The organism is Pseudomonas sp. IPO3747 (assembly GCF_013385245.1).
In the GTDB taxonomy this organism is placed as follows: Bacteria; Pseudomonadota; Gammaproteobacteria; order Pseudomonadales; family Pseudomonadaceae; genus Aquipseudomonas; species Aquipseudomonas edaphica.
Window position 1 is genome coordinate 314,023 of record NZ_JACAQL010000009.1, and the last position, 15,552, is coordinate 329,574.

The window sequence follows — 15,552 nt, forward strand, 5'->3', positions numbered from 1 at the left end:
ATACACGACACCAGCCTGGTACTGCGACTCGGGTGACCGTTGATACCGCATCGTCAAATGCAGGGAACTTGCCAGTTCCATTGGTTACCCGAGTTTAATTTTTTTCGCAAGCGGGCCAATCGTTGACCACGCGACAGGGCATTCAAGCAGATGAAATTAGAAAATGCCCTCTAAAGAGCGAGACGCCTGAGTTAGAGCATCAGCCGCACGACCGATTCGCTCGGGTCGCGGGTTTTGCCGGCGGCTTTAAGCTCAGCCAGATAATCGGCCCACAACGCATCCTGGCGTACGGCCAACTGGTAGAGGTAGTCCCAGGTGAACAGTCCGCTGTCATGGCCGTCGTCGAAGGTCAATTTCAGTGCGTATTGGCCGGCTGGTTCTATCTTGATCAGCCGCACGTTGAGCTTGCCGAACTGCAGGATGGGTTTGCCGTGGCCCTGGACCTCGGCGGAAGGCGAGTGGGTGCGTAGCAGCTCAGCGGGGAGCTGGTAGACCTCGCTCGGCCCATAGGTAAGGCCGAGGGTGTTGGAGGTTTTGTGCAGGTTTACAGCGGTGGGGAATTTGGTCATTGGAGAACCGCCCAGAGATAGTCCTGAGAACCGGCTTAAAACTGTAGGAGCTGGCTTGTGTGGGAGCCGGGCTTGCCCGCGATGCAGACACCTCGGTGTTTCAGAAACACTGAGGTGATGCTATCGCAGGCAAGCCAGCTCCCACACAAGTCCGGCTCCGACACAAGCCGTTTTCTGTGAGGCTTACAGGATATAACGAGACAGATCTTCGTTCTGCGCCAATTCGCCCAGGTGGCTATTGACGTACTCAGCGTCAATCTTGATCGCTTCGCCATTCTGCGAACCGGCCATGTCGCCAGCACTGAAGGACACTTCCTCCAGCAGACGCTCAAGCAGGGTGTGCAGGCGACGGGCACCGATGTTTTCGGTCTTCTCGTTGACCTGCCAGGCAATCTCCGCCAGGCGCTTGATGCCGTCCGGCTGGAATTCGATGGCCAAACCTTCGGTTTTCAGCAGTTCGCGGTATTGCTCGGTGAGCGAAGCATGCGGCTCGCTGAGGATGCGTTCGAAGTCGCCGGGGGTCAGCGCCTTGAGTTCCACGCGAATCGGCAGACGGCCTTGCAGCTCCGGCACCAGGTCGCTGGGCTTGCTCAGGTGGAACGCGCCCGAGGCGATAAACAGGATGTGGTCGGTCTTGACCATGCCCAGCTTGGTGTTCACCGTGCAGCCTTCGATCAGCGGCAACAGGTCGCGCTGTACGCCTTCGCGGGACACATCGACGCCGCCGGAGTTGCCGCGCTTGGCCACCTTGTCGATCTCGTCGATAAACACGATACCGTGCTGCTCCACCGCTTCCAGGGCTTTGGCCTTGAGCTCTTCCTCATTCACCAGGCGCCCGGCTTCTTCGTCGCGCACCAGCTTCAGCGCGTCCTTCACCTTGAGCTTGCGGCTTTTCTTCTTGCCCTTGCCCATGTTGGCGAACAGGTTCTGCAACTGGCTGGTCATTTCTTCCATGCCAGGCGGTGCGGAGATGTCGACGCCGGACACTTCGGCCACTTCGATCTCGATTTCCTTGTCGTCCAGCTGGCCTTCACGCAGGCGCTTGCGGAACAGCTGGCGGGTGTTGGAATCCGAGCTTGGCGCGGCGTCTTCGTTGAAGCCCATGCGTGCCGGTGGCAGCAGGGCATCGAGAATGCGTTCTTCGGCGGCGTCTTCGGCGCGGTGGCTGACCTTGGTCACTTCCTGTTCGCGGAGCATTTTCAGGGCGGCGTCGGCCAGGTCACGAATGATCGACTCGACGTCACGACCTACATAGCCCACTTCGGTGAACTTGGTGGCCTCGACCTTGATGAACGGAGCATTGGCCAGTTTGGCCAGGCGCCGGGCGATTTCGGTTTTACCCACGCCTGTCGGCCCGATCATCAGGATGTTCTTGGGCGTTACTTCAACGCGCAGTTCTTCAGGCAGTTGCATCCGGCGCCAGCGGTTACGCAGCGCAATGGCAACGGCGCGCTTGGCATCGTCCTGGCCGATGATATGGCGATTAAGTTCATGGACGATTTCGCGGGGAGTCATGGACATAGTGTTTGGCGGCCTCAAGCGGAATAAGCCTACGGCTTACTCGGCGAGGTCCTGCTCCTCAATGGTGAAGTTGTGGTTGGTGAACACGCAGATATCGCCGGCGATACCCAGGGCGGTCTCGACGATTTCGCGGGCCGACAGGTCGGTTTTCTTCAACAGGGCGCTGGCTGCCGCCTGGGCGTAGCCGCCGCCGGAACCCATGGCGATCAGGCCGTGCTCGGGTTCAACCACATCGCCGTTACCGGTGATGATCAAGGATGCGTCTTTGTTGGCGACCGCCAACATGGCTTCCAGGCGGCTGAGGGAACGGTCGGTGCGCCATTCTTTGGCGAGTTCGACAGCGGCGCGAACCAGGTGGCCCTGGTGTTTTTCCAGCTGGCCTTCGAAGCGTTCGAAGAGGGTGAAAGCGTCGGCAGTGGCGCCAGCGAAACCGGCGAGAACCTGGCCGTGGTACAGGCGACGCACTTTCTTGGCGTTGCCTTTCATCACGGTGTTGCCCAGGGAAACCTGGCCGTCGCCGCCCATGACGACTTTGCCGTGGCGACGTACTGAAACGATGGTGGTCAAGGGGAGAGTCTCCACGCAGCGGGGCGAAAATGCCCTGATGGAATCTCATATGGGGGTGGCGGGGGGGATTTCAACCGTAGGACGTGTGTGCGGACGAGTGGTGTTTGCTGGTCTGACACCTTCCAGAGAGCACCGCAAAACCAACTGTGGGAGCTGGCTTGCCTGCGATAGCGGTGTGTCAGTCACTGAAAATATGGACTGCTACATCGCTATCGCAGGCAAGCCAGCTCCCACATTTTGATCGGCGTTGAGCCGGAATCAACGGCTCTGGCGTTGTTGTAACAACAGATTGCTAAAGCCTGCACCCGCCAGTTGCTTCTGCGCCACGGTCAGCTGTTCACGGTTGCTGAACGGCCCGACCAATACGCGATACCAGGTCGCATCCTTCACGGTGCCGGACTCAACTGTTACCGACTGGCCCAACAGGATGATCTGCGCACGCACACGATCCGCATCCGCCTGTTTCGGGAACGAGCCCGCTTGCAGGAAGAACTTGGTCACCGGCGCCGCCTTGGTGGTCGCCACCGGTGGCGGTGGCGGCGGAGTGATCCCGGCCAACGCGGCTTGAGCGCGTGCGGTGTCGATTTTCGCGGCTTCCGCTGGTGTCACCGGCGTGGTCGGCACTTGTGGCGTCGGCAGGGTTTTCTCCGGCACGGCGTCAGGCGGCACGATCACTTCCGACTCCGGCAGCAGCGTGTAGAAGTCGTACTTGGGCTTTACCGGCGCGGTCGGGCTCGGCGCAGTCTTGTTGGCCTCGGCGATTTTTGTGGCCTTCTGCTGTTCTTGCTTGACCCGTTTGACGTCATCACCCTTGCCGGGCTCCAGCTTCATCAGGATCACCACAAACGCGCCGACCGCCAGGCCGATAGCCATCCACAGCCAGCCCGGGATTGGCTTCTTCGCCGGTGCCTGATAGCGGCTGGCGCCGCGCTTGGGTGCAGGTTTTTTCTTGGCAGCCAACTTACATACGCTCCAGGGTTTCCAGGCCTAACAGTTCCAGGCCTTGCTTGAGGGTCCGTCCAGCCAGTGCGGCGAGGCGCAGGCGACTTTGCTTTTGCGCTTCGTCGTCTGCCGTAAGGATCGGGCAGTTCTCATAGAAGCTGGAGAACAGACCGGCGACTTCGTACAAATACGTGCAGAGGATATGCGGCGTGCCTTTTTCACCGACGCTGTTGAGCACTTCGCCGAACTGCGCCAGCTTGGCCGCCAGGTCCTGTTCATGCGGGGCATCCAGCACGATTTGGCCTTCAACCTCGCTGAAATCCTTGCCCAGCTTGCGGAACACGCCGGCCACACGGGTGTAAGCGTACAGCAGGTACGGCGCGGTGTTGCCTTCGAAGTTGAGCATCAGTTCGAAGTTGAAGCTGTAGTCGCTGGTGCGGTGCTTGGACAGGTCGGCGTACTTCACCGCACCAATACCTACCACGCGGGCGATATTGCGCAGGTCGGCTTCGGCCAACTCCGGGTTCTTTTCCTTCACCAGGTTGTAGGCACGGTCCTGGGCTTCGTTGAGCAGGTCGATCAGCTTCACGGTGCCGCCGTCGCGGGTCTTGAACGGGCGGCCATCGGCGCCGTTCATGGTGCCAAAACCCATGTGTTCCATGTGCATCGGGTGGGTGACGAAGCCTGCGCGGCGCGCCACTTCGAACACTTGCTGGAAGTGCAGGGCCTGGCGCTGGTCGACAAAATACAGCGCGCGGTCGGCCTTGAGCACGCCGCTGCGGTAGCGCACGGCTGCCAGGTCAGTGGTGGCGTACAGGTAGCCGCCGTCGGCCTTGACGATGATCACCGGCAGCGGCTCGCCGTCGGCGGTCTTGAATTCTTCGAGGAACACGCACTGCGCGCCGTTGCTCTCAACCAACAGGCTGGCAGCCTTGAGGTCGTTGACCACGTTGATCAGGTCGTCGTTGTAGGCGCTTTCGCCCATCACGTCGGCCATGGTCAGCTTCACGTTGAGCAGCTCGTAGATTTCCTGGCAGTGCGACAGCGAAATCTCACGGAAACGGCCCCACAGCGCCAGGCAATCTTCATCGCCGGCTTGCAGCTTGACCACCAGGCCACGGGCGCGGTCGGCGAACTCTTCGGAATCGTCGAAGCGCTTTTTGGCGGCGCGGTAGAAGTTTTCCAGGTCGGCCAGCTCGTTGCTGGTGATCGGGTTTTCCTGCAGGTAGGCCATCAGCATGCCGAACTGGGTGCCCCAGTCGCCCACGTGGTTCTGACGGATCACGTCGTCACCCAGGAACTCCAGCACCCGCGCCACGCCGTCACCAATGATGGTCGAGCGCAGGTGGCCCACGTGCATCTCTTTGGCCAGGTTGGGTGCCGACAGGTCAATCACCACACGCTCCACGGGGCCGGCCTTGCGCACGCCAATGTTGGCGTCGGCCAGGGCCGCGTCCAGGCGCGAAGCCAGGGCCTGGGTGTTCTGGAAGAAGTTGATAAAGCCTGGGCCGGCGATTTCGGCCTTGGTCACACTCTCGTCGGTTGGCAGCGCGGCGATGATTTTCTCCGCCAGGTCACGCGGTTTCATGCCGGCAGGCTTGGACAGCATCATCGCAATGTTGCTGGCAAAGTCGCCATGGGTCTTGTCGCGAGTGTTTTCCACCTGGATCGCCGGCGACAGGCCTTCAGGCAACACACCTTCGTTGACGAGTTGGGTGAGGGCTTGTTGGATCAGCTGGCGAATGGTGTCTTTCATGGTGTTCTCTTTCGACCGCAAGCGGCGGTGCGCGATGCGCAGGTGGAAAAACTCGGCATTATCCGTGGCGAGGGCGGGCTTGCCAACCGTTCAGACAGGTTGATGGACCTGCGGACCTCATCGCGGGCAAGCCCGCTCCCACATTTAAGGGGGTTCATATTTCAAAATGTGGGAGCTGGCTTGCCTGCGATAGCGATTTCGCAATCAATACAGGTCTACCGGATCCACATCCAACGACCATCGCACTTGGCGGCCGCTGGGCATTTGCTCCAGGGCAAGCATCCAGCTATTTAATAGTCGATGCAGCGGTGCACGGGACGTTGCCTGCAAGAGTAGCTGAGCGCGATACCGCCCGGCGCGCCGCTCCATCGGCGCGGGGACTGGGCCGAGCAATTCGATGCCGGCCAGACTCAACTCACCGAGCAAACGCTCGGCGGCGCTGCATGCCTCGTCGAGAAAGCTTTCGGCCTGCCCTGGTTTGTGCGCTTCGGCGCGCAACAGTGCCAGGTGTGCAAACGGCGGCAGGCCGGCGGAGCGGCGTTCGCTCAGGGCCTGTTCGGCGAAAGCGAAGTAGCCCTGTTCTGTCAGTTGAATCAGCAAGGGGTGGTCAGCCAGATGCGTCTGGATAATCACCTTGCCCGGCTCTTCGGCGCGCCCGGCACGGCCTGCCACCTGCACGATCAGTTGCGCCATGCGTTCGCTGGCGCGGAAGTCGCCGGAGAACAAACCACCGTCGGCGTCCAGGATCGACACCAGCGTTACCCGTGGGAAGTGGTGCCCTTTGGCGAGCATCTGCGTGCCGATCAGGATGCACGGCTGGCCTTTCTGAATGGTCGCGAACAGCTGGTTCATCGCGTCTTTGCGCGAGGTGCTGTCGCGGTCGACGCGCAGCACCGGGTAATCCGGAAACAGAATGCCCAGGCGCTCCTCGGCACGCTCGGTGCCCGCACCCACGGGGCGCAAATCCACTTTGCCGCATTGTGGGCAGTGGCGCGGCACGCGCTCCACATGGCCGCAGTGGTGGCAGCGCAGCTCGCCGTGGCGCTGGTGTACGGTCATGCGCGCATCGCAGCGTTCGCACTCGGACATCCAGCCGCAGTCGTGGCACAGCAGCGTCGGCGCAAAGCCCCTACGGTTAAGAAACACCAGGACTTGCTGGCCGGCGGCGAGGGTTTGGCCGATGGCTTGCTGCATCGGCCCGGAAATGCCGCTGTCCAGGGGGCGGCTTTTTACATCCAGGCGCAGGAAGCGTGGTTGCTTGGCGCCGCCTGCGCGCTCGTTGAGGCGCAGCAGGCCATAACGGCCGGTGTAGGCGTTGTGCAGGCTTTCCAGGGACGGTGTAGCCGAGCCGAGCACAATCGGGATGTCTTCCTGGCGCGCGCGTACCAGCGCCAGGTCGCGGGCGTGGTAGCGCAGGCCTTCCTGCTGTTTATAGGAGCCGTCGTGCTCCTCGTCGATGATGATCAGCCCGGGGTTTTTCATCGGCGTGAACAGTGCCGAGCGGGTGCCGATAATAATGTCGGCCTCGCCGTCCCGCGCCGCCAGCCAGGCTTCCAGGCGCTCGCGGTCGTTGACCGCCGAATGCACCAGCGCGATGCGCGCGTTAAAACGTTGCTCGAAACGCGCCAGGGTTTGCGGGCCGAGGTTGATCTCCGGGATCAACACCAGTGCCTGCTTGCCGGCTTGCAGGGTTTCGCGGATCAGTTGCAAATACACTTCGGTCTTGCCGCTGCCGGTGACGCCGGCGAGCAGGAAGGCATGGAAGCTGTCGAAACCGGCGCGAATGGCTTCATAGGCGGCGCGTTGCTCGGGGTTCAGCGGCAACTCCGGTTGAGCCAGCCAGTGGTCATGGCGCGGGTCCGGCGCGTGCTTGCGGATTTCCACCTGCACCAAGCCCTTTGCCAGCAGCAAGTCGAGGCTGTCTTTGCTCAGCATCAGCTTGCTTAACAACTGGTGGGCTACGCCATGGGGGTGTTGGGCCAGGGTCGCGAGGGCTTCGCGTTGGCGTGGCGCGCGGGCGATGCGTGGGTCATCCAGGCGCGCGCCGGGCACCATCGACCAGAAACGCTCCTGGCGTGCTTCAGCCAGTTCGCCCTGGCGCAGCAGCACCGGCAGTGCCCAGCTCAGGGTATCGCCGAGGCTATGCTGGTAATACTGTGCGGTCCACAGGCATAACTTGAACAGCGCGGGCGGCAGCGGCGGTGTAGCGTCGAGGATGGCCAGGGCTGGCTTGAGCTTTTCGGCGGGGACTTCGCTGTGGTCGGCCACTTCGATCAGGATGCCGATCATCTCGCGACGGCCAAACGGCACGCGCACGCGCATGCCCGGCTGCAACTGCGCCCGCAACACGCCGGCCGGGGCTCGGTAGTCGAACAGGCGGCGCAGGGGCGATGGCAGGGCTAGGCGCAAAATGGCGTCGGGCACGCGGGGAGTCTCATATAAAGGCAGGCAGTGGCGCAGGGGCGGGAGCCTAGCAGACCTGCGGTGGGGGTGTCCTGTCTTGCGGCACTTCTGTGGGCGCCGGGCTTGTTGTGGCGAGCAGCAGGCTTGCCCAGCGCAGGGCAAGCCTGCTCGCCACAAAAAAGTACGGCCTTGCAGATGGGCGGTGGTGTGTTGGGTTTTTCTGATGAAAGGGGCTTTTATGTAGGCAAAGCACGGGAGGCGCCGCTTGCGCGTTTAAAAAGGTCTGGTAGAATCCGCGGCCTAATTACGTGCGGTATTCGACAATAGTGTCGAGTGGCGGCACGCTAGCCCGAGGAAGTCACCATGAAAGCCGATATCCATCCAGCGTACGAAACTATCGAAGTAACCTGCAGCTGCGGCAACAAGTTCGAAACGCGTTCGAACCTGTGCAAGCCACTGGGTACTGACGTATGCAACGAGTGCCACCCGTTCTACACCGGTAAGCAGAAAACTCTGGACACCGGCGGCCGTGTACAGCGCTTCGCAGATCGCTTTGGTGCTTTCGGCAAGAAGCCTGCTGCTGCAGAGTAAGGCTCAAAAGCCCCCAGGGTTTTTGCAAGCTGTTGAAAAAGGCGCCCCTTGTGGGCGCCTTTTTTGTGCCTGCGATTTGACCGTGCTGCACTCAAAGCGATTTTAATAAAATAATTGTAGACATTTTTTATCGTAATTGTGAACAGTTAAGCCCTTGTATCCCGTGGCTCTTGGCCGAAAGTCGTAGTGCGCGGCCCTTGACGGCAGTGACTGACCAGTCTTGTGGGGACTTTCTCACACGCGTATCCTCGGCGGTCCGTCGACCAACAGTAAAAGCGGAATGCCGATATGTCTGATTTGAAAACTGCCGCTCTCGAATATCACGCCCATCCTCGTCCAGGAAAGCTGAGTGTAGAGCTCACCAAAGCCACTGCCACTGCCCGCGACTTGTCGCTGGCCTACAGCCCTGGCGTTGCCGAGCCCGTACGTGAAATCGCCCGCGACCCTGAACTGGCGTACAAGTACACCGGCAAAGGCAACCTGGTTGCAGTGATTTCCGATGGCACCGCGATTCTCGGCCTGGGCAACCTCGGCCCATTGGCTTCCAAGCCAGTCATGGAAGGTAAGGGCGTGCTGTTCAAGCGCTTTGCCGGCATTGACGTTTTCGACATCGAAGTCGACTCCGAAAGCCCACAAGCTTTCATCGACACCGTAAAGCGCATTTCCATCACCTTCGGTGGCATCAACCTGGAAGACATCAAGGCACCTGAGTGCTTCGAGATCGAAAAGGCCCTGATCGAACAGTGCGACATTCCGGTATTCCACGATGACCAGCACGGCACCGCGATCGTTACTGCGGCCGGCATGATCAACGCCCTGGAAATCGCTGGCAAAACCCTGGCTGACGCCCAGATCGTCTGCCTGGGCGCTGGTGCTGCGGCCATCTCCTGCATGAAGTTGCTGGTGAGCATGGGCGCCAAGCTGGAAAACATCTTCATGGTCGACAGCAAGGGCGTTGTTCAGTCCGAGCGTACCGACCTGAACCAGTACAAGGCGATGTTTGCCCACGCTACCGACAAGCGCACCCTGGCTGACGCCCTCGACGGTGCCGACGTGTTCGTTGGCCTGTCCGGCCCGAACCTGCTGAGCGCCGAAGGCCTGAAGTCCATGGCGGCCAACCCGATCGTGTTCGCCTGCTCCAACCCGGATCCGGAGATCTCGCCTGAGCTGGCCCACGCCACTCGCAACGACGTGATCATGGCCACCGGCCGTTCGGACTACCCGAACCAGGTCAACAACGTGTTGGGCTTCCCGTTCATCTTCCGTGGTGCCCTGGACGTTCGCGCCAAGCGCATCAACGAAGAGATGAAAGTGGCTGCCGCCAACGCCCTGCGTGAACTGGCCAAGCTGCCGGTCCCTCAGGACGTGTGCGATGCCTACGGTGGTGCCCCACTGGCATTCGGTCGTGAGTACATCATCCCGAAACCAATGGATAAGCGCCTGATCACCCTGATCTCGGATGCCGTGGCCAAAGCCGCGATCGAGACTGGTGTGGCTACCCTGCCGTATCCGAAGCACTACCCGCTGAAAAGCGTGGATGATGTGTTCAACGGCTAAGCCGTTGTAGCGCACCAACAAAAAGCCCCGGCTCTTGCGAGTCGGGGCTTTTTTTGTGGCTGATGAATACGGTCTTCAGGCGCCAGGTAAACCCTGTGGGAGCCGGGCTTGCCCGCGATGGCGGTGTATCAGGGGATGAATCAGTGGCTGATACACCGCCATCGCAGCATAGGTTACACAGCCGGTTAGCACGCAGTCTGTGGCAGGTGGGCTGTTGTGGCGAGCAGGCTTGTCGAATCGTCGCACCGCCGGCGTTGGGCTGCGAAGCGGCCCCAGTAAAGGCACTGCAATTTTCCTGAAAGTACTCAGTGTCAGGGTTTGGGGCCGCTTCGCGGCCCAACGCAGGACAAGCCTGCTCGCCACAGGAGAAAGTGGCGGCCTTCAAAAGTTGTGTAGATGCCTATGGCCATCGCAGGCAAGCCAGCTCCCACAGTGGAGCTGGGTCGGCCATTGATCTCATCAGAACAAATCGATCGGCGCCGCCTAATCCGCCGGCAGCGGGCTGCCCGGTGTAAAGCGTGGATGATGTGTTCAACGGCTAAGCCGTTGTAGCGCACCAACAAAAAGCCCCGGCTCTTGCGAGTCGGGGCTTTTTTTGTGGCTGATGAATACGGTCTTCAGGCGCCAGGTAAACCCTGTGGGAGCCGGGCTTGCCCGCGATGGCGGTGTATCAGGGGGTGAATCAGTGGCTGATACACCGCCATCGCAGGCAAGCCAGCTCCCACAGTGGAGCTGTGTCACATTAGAAGAGATCGATCGGCGCCGCCTCATCCGCCGGCAGTGGGCTGCCCGGTGCAACGCCGTTGCCCAGCTCGTTGACCGACGGCGGCGTATCTTCGCTCTTGAACAGCTCGAAGTACGCATTCGGCGTGCTGGGTGATGCCGCACGGCCGCTGACCGGGTCGATCCGCAGGCTGAGAATACCTTCCGGCTCAGCCTGGGTATGCAGCGGCTTGTCCTTCAAGGCCGCGCCCATGTAGCTCATCCAGATCGGCAGTGCGACGGTGCCACCAAACTCACGGCGGCCCAGGCTTTCCGGTTGGTCGTAGCCGGTCCACACAGTGGTCACGTAGTCGGCGTTGTAGCCGGAGAACCAGGCATCCTTGGACTCGTTGGTTGTACCGGTCTTGCCGGCGATATCCGCGCGACCCAAGGCCAGGGCGCGGCGGCCGGTGCCTTTCTTGATCACGTCTTCCAGAATGCTGTTGAGGATGTAGGTGGTACGACCATCCACCACACGCTCGGCCACTGCTGGTGCCTGTGGCTCGGCGGGCACGGCGGCATTGGCGGTCGGTGCTGCGCCTGGCGTCGGCTCAATGGTGATGCCGCCGTTGTTCGGTGCTGCAATGCCATCGGGTGCAGCCACACCGTTTACCACGTCGCCCGGCACGCGTGGCGGGTTGGCGGTGAACAGCGTGTCGCCATTGCGGCTTTCGATCTTGTCGATCAGGTACGGCGTGATCTTGTAGCCGCCGTTGGCAAAGGTGCTCCAGCCGGTAGCAATTTCCATCGGCGTGAGGGTCGCGGTGCCCAGCGCCAGGGACAGGTTCGGTGGCAGGTCCGACTTGGCGAAACCGAAACGCGTCATGTAGTCGATGGTCTTGCCCACGCCCATCGCCTGCAGCAGGCGGATCGAGACCAGGTTGCGTGACTTGTACAGCGCCTCGCGAATACGGATCGGGCCGAGGAAGGTATTGGTGTCGTTCTTCGGGCGCCAGACCTTGTCCAGGTACTCGTCGACAAACACGATCGGTGCGTCGTTGACCAGGCTGGCGGCGGTGTAGCCGTTATCCAGCGCGGCGCTGTAGACGAACGGCTTGAAGCTCGAGCCCGGCTGGCGCTTGGCCTGGGTGGCGCGGTTGTAGTTGCTCTGCTCGAAGGCAAAGCCGCCGACCAGCGCACGGATTGCACCGTTCTGCGGGTCCAGGGACACCAGTGCGCCTTGGGCCACAGGCACTTGGCTGAATTTAAGGCTGTCGTCTTTCTGGCGTTGCACGCGGATCAAGTCACCGACCTGCGCCACGTCCGACGGCTGCTTGGGCATCGGACCCATGCTGTTGGTGTTCAGGAACGGGCGTGCCCATTTCATGCTGTCCCACGACACATGGCCTTCGCCGCTGCGGGTGAGCACTTGCACGCCATCCTTCTTCACCTGGGTGACGATGGCTGGCTCCAGGCCGCTGATCGGGCGCTGCTTGCCCAGCTCGGTGGTCCAGGCGCTCAGGGTCTTGCCCGGCAGGCGCGATTCGGGGCCACGGTAGCCATGGCGCTGGTCGTAGGTCACCAAACCGTCGCGTACTGAGTTATTGGCGATTTCCTGCAGGTTGCTTGGAATGGTCGTGGTCACGCGGAAGCCTTCGGTGTAGGCCTCGCTGCCATAACGGCCGACCATCTCGGCACGTGCCATTTCAGCGATATACGGCGCATTCACTTCCGGAGTCGGCACGTGGTAGCTGGCGTTCAGCGGCTCGGCCACGGCGCTCTCGTAGGCGGCCTGGTCGATTTTGCCCAGCTTATACATGCGCCCCAGGATCCAGTCGCGACGCTCCTTGCTGCGCGCCGGGTTGGCCAGCGGGTTGAAGCGCGACGGCGCCTTCGGCAGGCCGGCGATCATTGCCATCTGCGCCAGGCTGGCATCACGAATCGACTTGCCGTAGTACACCTGCGAAGCGGCTTCGATCCCGTAGGCGCGATTGCCCAGGTAGATCTTGTTGACGTACAGCTCAAGGATTTCGTCCTTGGTCAGCTGACGTTCGATCTGCAGCGCCAACAGGATTTCGGTGGCCTTGCGCGAAAAACTGCGCTCGCTGGTGAGGAAGAAGTTCTTCGCCACCTGCATGGTGATTGTGCTGCCGCCGGATTGAATGTGTCCGCTTTTTACCAGCTGGGTGGCTGCGCGCACCAGGCTGCCTGGGTCGACGCCGTAGTGGTTGGCGAAATTATCGTCTTCAGCCGAGAGCAGGGCGTTGATGAAATTGGGTGGAATGTCGGCGAAACGGATCGGTGTGCGGCGCATTTCGCCGAACTCCGCGATCAGTTTTTCATCGCTGCTGTAGACCCGCAAAGGAATCTGCAACTGGATACTTCTGAGTGCCTCTACTGAGGGCAAACCCGGACTAAGGTAGAGGTAGGCCCCGCTGAGTACGAGCAGCAGCCCGCAGACGATCGCGACAATGGAGTACCCGAAAAACTTCAGCAGACGAATCAAGGCTTTTGGATTTCCAGAGAAAAGAATGAGTTACGCGTCGGGGCATGCATGGCAAACGATGGATCGACCCGAGCAGCAGGAAAAAGCGGGAAAAAACGCTGGGCATTAAAGCATTTTCGGCCTGGGGCGTCATTCGTGGCGGCCAAACAAGTCGACCGAATGCACGATTCCCAGCGGCAATCAGGCGGTATGACAGGCAAAGTTTTAGGGAGTTTTATGAGAAAGGGATTTTTCAGGCGCAAAGCCGACACCCTGCTGGGCGTCGACATCAATGACACCGGAATCAAGCTGATTGAACTGGACCACACCGCCGGCGCCTACAGCGTCAAGGCATACGTCGCGCAGGGGCTGCCCGCCAATGCGGTCGTCGATGGCACGTTGTTGGACCTTGAAGGGGTGGGGCAGGCACTGCAGCAGGCATTGTCCCGGTTGCACTCGTCCGTCCGGCAGGCGGCGGTGGCGGTATCGGGGCCATCGGTCATCACGCGGGTGATCGACATGGAGGCGGGGCTCAGTGACGAAGAGATGGCCTGGATGATCCAGATGGAAGCCGACCAGTACATCCCTTACCCACTGGATGACGTCGCCATCGATTTTCAGGTGCGCGGCCCCTTAGCTCAGGACTCGGCGCGGGTCGAGGTGGTGCTGGCTGCGTGCCTGAAGGAGCAGGTCGAGGCCCGCGCAGCGGTTTTGGCCCTGGCCGGGCTGGTTGCGCGGGTGGTGGACGTCGAAGGGTTTGCATTGGAGCGCGCTTGCCGTCAGGATTTCGCCAGCTTCATGCCGGGCCATCGAGTCGATGGCGCACAATGGGCCGTGGATGCCCACGGGATGGGAATTGCTTGCGGGCTGGCCCTGAGGAGTTTCGCTGGATGACACGAATCAATCTTTTGCCCTGGCGCCAGGCGCAGGCAGAACGGCGGCGCAAATACTTCCTGATATTTCTGCTGGGGTTCGCCGGTGTGGCACTCGCGGCGGTGTGGCTGGCGAACCAGGTCATCGATCAGGCGATCGACCGGCAAGTGACACGCAACAGCCACCTCAACAAAGACGTCGCCATCCAGGACTCGCGCCTCAAGACCATCGATGACTTGCAGGAGCAGAGCCAGCAATTGGCCGCGCGAATGAAGGTCGTACAGGACCTGCACGAATCTCGCTCGGCCGGCGCCCAGCTATTGGACCAACTCGCCCGTGCCGTGCCCGATGGGGTGCACCTGCATGAGGTGGTTGCCAAGGGCAATACGGTGAGTGTCAGTGGCAGTGCCGAGTCCAGCCAGGATATCGCTCAACTGATGCGCCGCCTCGAGGCCTCTGAAGGTGCCCACGCAACCCGGCTGCAGCACGTGCGTGCGCAAGGCCAAGGCGGCGGCAACGAATTCCAGTTGATGGTGCGCCAAGGGGAATCCACCGAGGCCCAGCCTTGAGCCTGCCCAGGCTCGACTTTTCCACGCTTTCTCACAACGCTGCCAAATGGCCCCTACCGGCCAAGCTTCTGCTCGGCTGCGCGCTGGGGGGATTGGTGTGGGTGGTGGGCGATGGATGGCTGCTGGCTCCGGCACGTGAACAGTTGCAAGGGTTGCAAGCGCAGACGCTGATGTTGCAACAGCAACTTACGCAAAAGACCAGCCTGGCCGCCGATCTTGAGGTGCGTGCCCATCAGGCCCAGGGAGCCCAGGCGCAGGTTGCCGAGCTGTTGCGGCAGTTGCCCGGCGAATCGGACATGCCGGGCTTGCTCGAAGACATGGCGCGGCTGGCGGCGGCCAACGGTTTGGTGGTCGAAGGTGTCACGGTACTGGATGAACAGACGCAGCCGTACTACATCGAGGAGCCGGCACAAGTCGGTGTGTTGGGTGCCTACCACGACCTGGCGAGCTTCGTGACTGCCCTGGGTGATTTGCCGCGGATCGTCACTGTGCAGGATGTGGTGCTTCGGTCTGAAGGGGCGGTATTGCGCCTTGATTTGCTGGCCAAGACTTACCGTGGCCTGTCCGCGCGCGGCAAGCCTGGAATGGCTGTCGAGCAGAGGGCGCACTTGGTCTTCGACGCAGCGTCCCAGCGTGACCCGTTCCAGCCGCCTGCGGCGCAGGTCGACCATATGCCGGGCCAACCCGCTCTTGCGCCGGACTTGGCGCGCAAGCGCGGCCCACTGGAAGGCCTGGCTGTCGACCAGTTCGAAATGGTCGGCACGCTTTCAATCGATGCAGTGTCGGTCGAAGCGCTGCCCCATGGCCTGCAGACATTCGCCCTGCTGCGCACATCTTCTGGCGTGCACCGGCTGGCGGTCGGCGACTACCTGGGGCCTAACCATGGCCGGGTCACGGCCATTCATTCCGGCCACATCGAACTGGTCGAACTGTTCCCGGACGAACAGGGCGCATGGCTTGCGCGTTCGCGAACCCTGGTTTTAAACGTCAACTCATAACGGAATCAAACAATGAAAA

The 15,552-nt window shown here is 61.3% G+C and carries 12 protein-coding genes; 5 read left to right on the forward strand and 7 right to left on the reverse strand.

The genetic code is table 11. The annotated features are described in order from the left end of the window. Window positions 1–191 precede the first annotated feature (191 nt). The 6 genes from HX790_RS14650 to HX790_RS14675 all read right to left on the reverse strand — a co-directional run bounded on the left by HX790_RS14650 (window position 192) and on the right by HX790_RS14675 (window position 7,779). On the reverse strand, window positions 192–569 hold the full coding sequence (locus HX790_RS14650) for a gamma-butyrobetaine hydroxylase-like domain-containing protein (protein WP_017138579.1): 378 nt from the start codon (window positions 567–569) through the stop codon (window positions 192–194). 183 nt (window positions 570–752) lie between these two features. Then, window positions 753–2,090, reverse strand: coding sequence for an ATP-dependent protease ATPase subunit HslU (hslU, locus tag HX790_RS14655; protein ID WP_176991727.1), 1,338 nt, complete (start codon window positions 2,088–2,090; stop codon window positions 753–755). Between the two features lie 36 nt (window positions 2,091–2,126). Continuing rightward, window positions 2,127–2,657, reverse strand: a complete 531-nt coding sequence (hslV, locus tag HX790_RS14660; RefSeq protein WP_010563201.1) for an ATP-dependent protease subunit HslV — start codon at window positions 2,655–2,657, stop codon at window positions 2,127–2,129. Between the two features lie 258 nt (window positions 2,658–2,915). After that, on the reverse strand, window positions 2,916–3,617 hold the full coding sequence (locus HX790_RS14665; protein WP_017138577.1) for an SPOR domain-containing protein: 702 nt from the start codon (window positions 3,615–3,617) through the stop codon (window positions 2,916–2,918). 1 nt (window position 3,618) lies between these two features. Then, the gene (gene argS, locus HX790_RS14670; protein ID WP_099549476.1) at window positions 3,619–5,355 is read right to left on the reverse strand and encodes an arginine--tRNA ligase; all 1,737 of its coding nucleotides are present in this window, start codon (window positions 5,353–5,355) and stop codon (window positions 3,619–3,621) included. Window positions 5,356–5,559: 204 nt separating this feature from the next. After that, complete coding sequence (locus tag HX790_RS14675) at window positions 5,560–7,779, reverse strand: primosomal protein N' (protein WP_017138575.1); 2,220 nt, start codon at window positions 7,777–7,779, stop codon at window positions 5,560–5,562. Between the two features lie 342 nt (window positions 7,780–8,121). Here HX790_RS14675 and rpmE point away from each other — a divergent pair, with 342 nt between their 5' ends. Together rpmE and HX790_RS14685 are read left to right on the forward strand one after the other, a co-directional pair. Then, a complete protein-coding gene (gene rpmE, locus HX790_RS14680) occupies window positions 8,122–8,349 on the forward strand; it encodes a 50S ribosomal protein L31 (RefSeq protein WP_017138574.1) in 228 nt (75 codons plus the stop codon). A 288-nt stretch (window positions 8,350–8,637) separates the two neighbouring features. Next, complete coding sequence (locus HX790_RS14685) at window positions 8,638–9,906, forward strand: malic enzyme-like NAD(P)-binding protein (RefSeq protein WP_099548044.1); 1,269 nt, start codon at window positions 8,638–8,640, stop codon at window positions 9,904–9,906. 742 nt (window positions 9,907–10,648) lie between these two features. Here HX790_RS14685 and HX790_RS14690 read toward each other — a convergent pair. Continuing rightward, window positions 10,649–13,111 carry a penicillin-binding protein 1A gene (locus HX790_RS14690; RefSeq protein ID WP_370589436.1) on the reverse strand — a complete coding sequence of 821 codons (2,463 nt, stop codon included), beginning with the start codon at window positions 13,109–13,111 and terminating at the stop codon, window positions 10,649–10,651. Window positions 13,112–13,330: 219 nt separating this feature from the next. On the opposite strand from HX790_RS14690, the gene pilM reads away from it, so the two are divergent. Genes pilM through HX790_RS14705 form a run of 3 tightly spaced genes read left to right on the forward strand, consistent with a single transcriptional unit; the run spans window position 13,331 to window position 15,533 of the window. Then, window positions 13,331–13,987 (forward strand): type IV pilus biogenesis protein PilM, encoded by a 657-nt coding sequence (pilM, locus tag HX790_RS14695; protein ID WP_099548046.1) that lies wholly within the window; start codon window positions 13,331–13,333, stop codon window positions 13,985–13,987. Then, on the forward strand, window positions 13,984–14,535 hold the full coding sequence (locus HX790_RS14700) for a PilN domain-containing protein (RefSeq protein WP_017138570.1): 552 nt from the start codon (window positions 13,984–13,986) through the stop codon (window positions 14,533–14,535). The genes pilM and HX790_RS14700 overlap by 4 nt, the downstream gene beginning before the upstream one ends. Further along, window positions 14,532–15,533, forward strand: coding sequence for a pilus assembly protein PilP (locus HX790_RS14705; protein ID WP_176991729.1), 1,002 nt, complete (start codon window positions 14,532–14,534; stop codon window positions 15,531–15,533). The genes HX790_RS14700 and HX790_RS14705 overlap by 4 nt, the downstream gene beginning before the upstream one ends. The last annotated feature ends 19 nt before the right edge of the window (window positions 15,534–15,552 follow it).

Bases quoted from the DNA above. Each gene is read 5' to 3' on its own strand.
- HX790_RS14650 (WP_017138579.1), bottom strand. From the start codon at position 569: ATGACCAAATTCCCCACCGCTGTAAACCTGCACAAAACCTCCAACACC.
- hslU (WP_176991727.1), bottom strand. From the start codon at position 2,090: ATGTCCATGACTCCCCGCGAAATCGTCCATGAACTTAATCGCCATATC.
- argS (WP_099549476.1), bottom strand. From the start codon at position 5,355: ATGAAAGACACCATTCGCCAGCTGATCCAACAAGCCCTCACCCAACTC.
- rpmE (WP_017138574.1), top strand. From the start codon at position 8,122: ATGAAAGCCGATATCCATCCAGCGTACGAAACTATCGAAGTAACCTGC.
- HX790_RS14685 (WP_099548044.1), top strand. From the start codon at position 8,638: ATGTCTGATTTGAAAACTGCCGCTCTCGAATATCACGCCCATCCTCGT.
- pilM (WP_099548046.1), top strand. From the start codon at position 13,331: ATGAGAAAGGGATTTTTCAGGCGCAAAGCCGACACCCTGCTGGGCGTC.
- HX790_RS14700 (WP_017138570.1), top strand. From the start codon at position 13,984: ATGACACGAATCAATCTTTTGCCCTGGCGCCAGGCGCAGGCAGAACGG.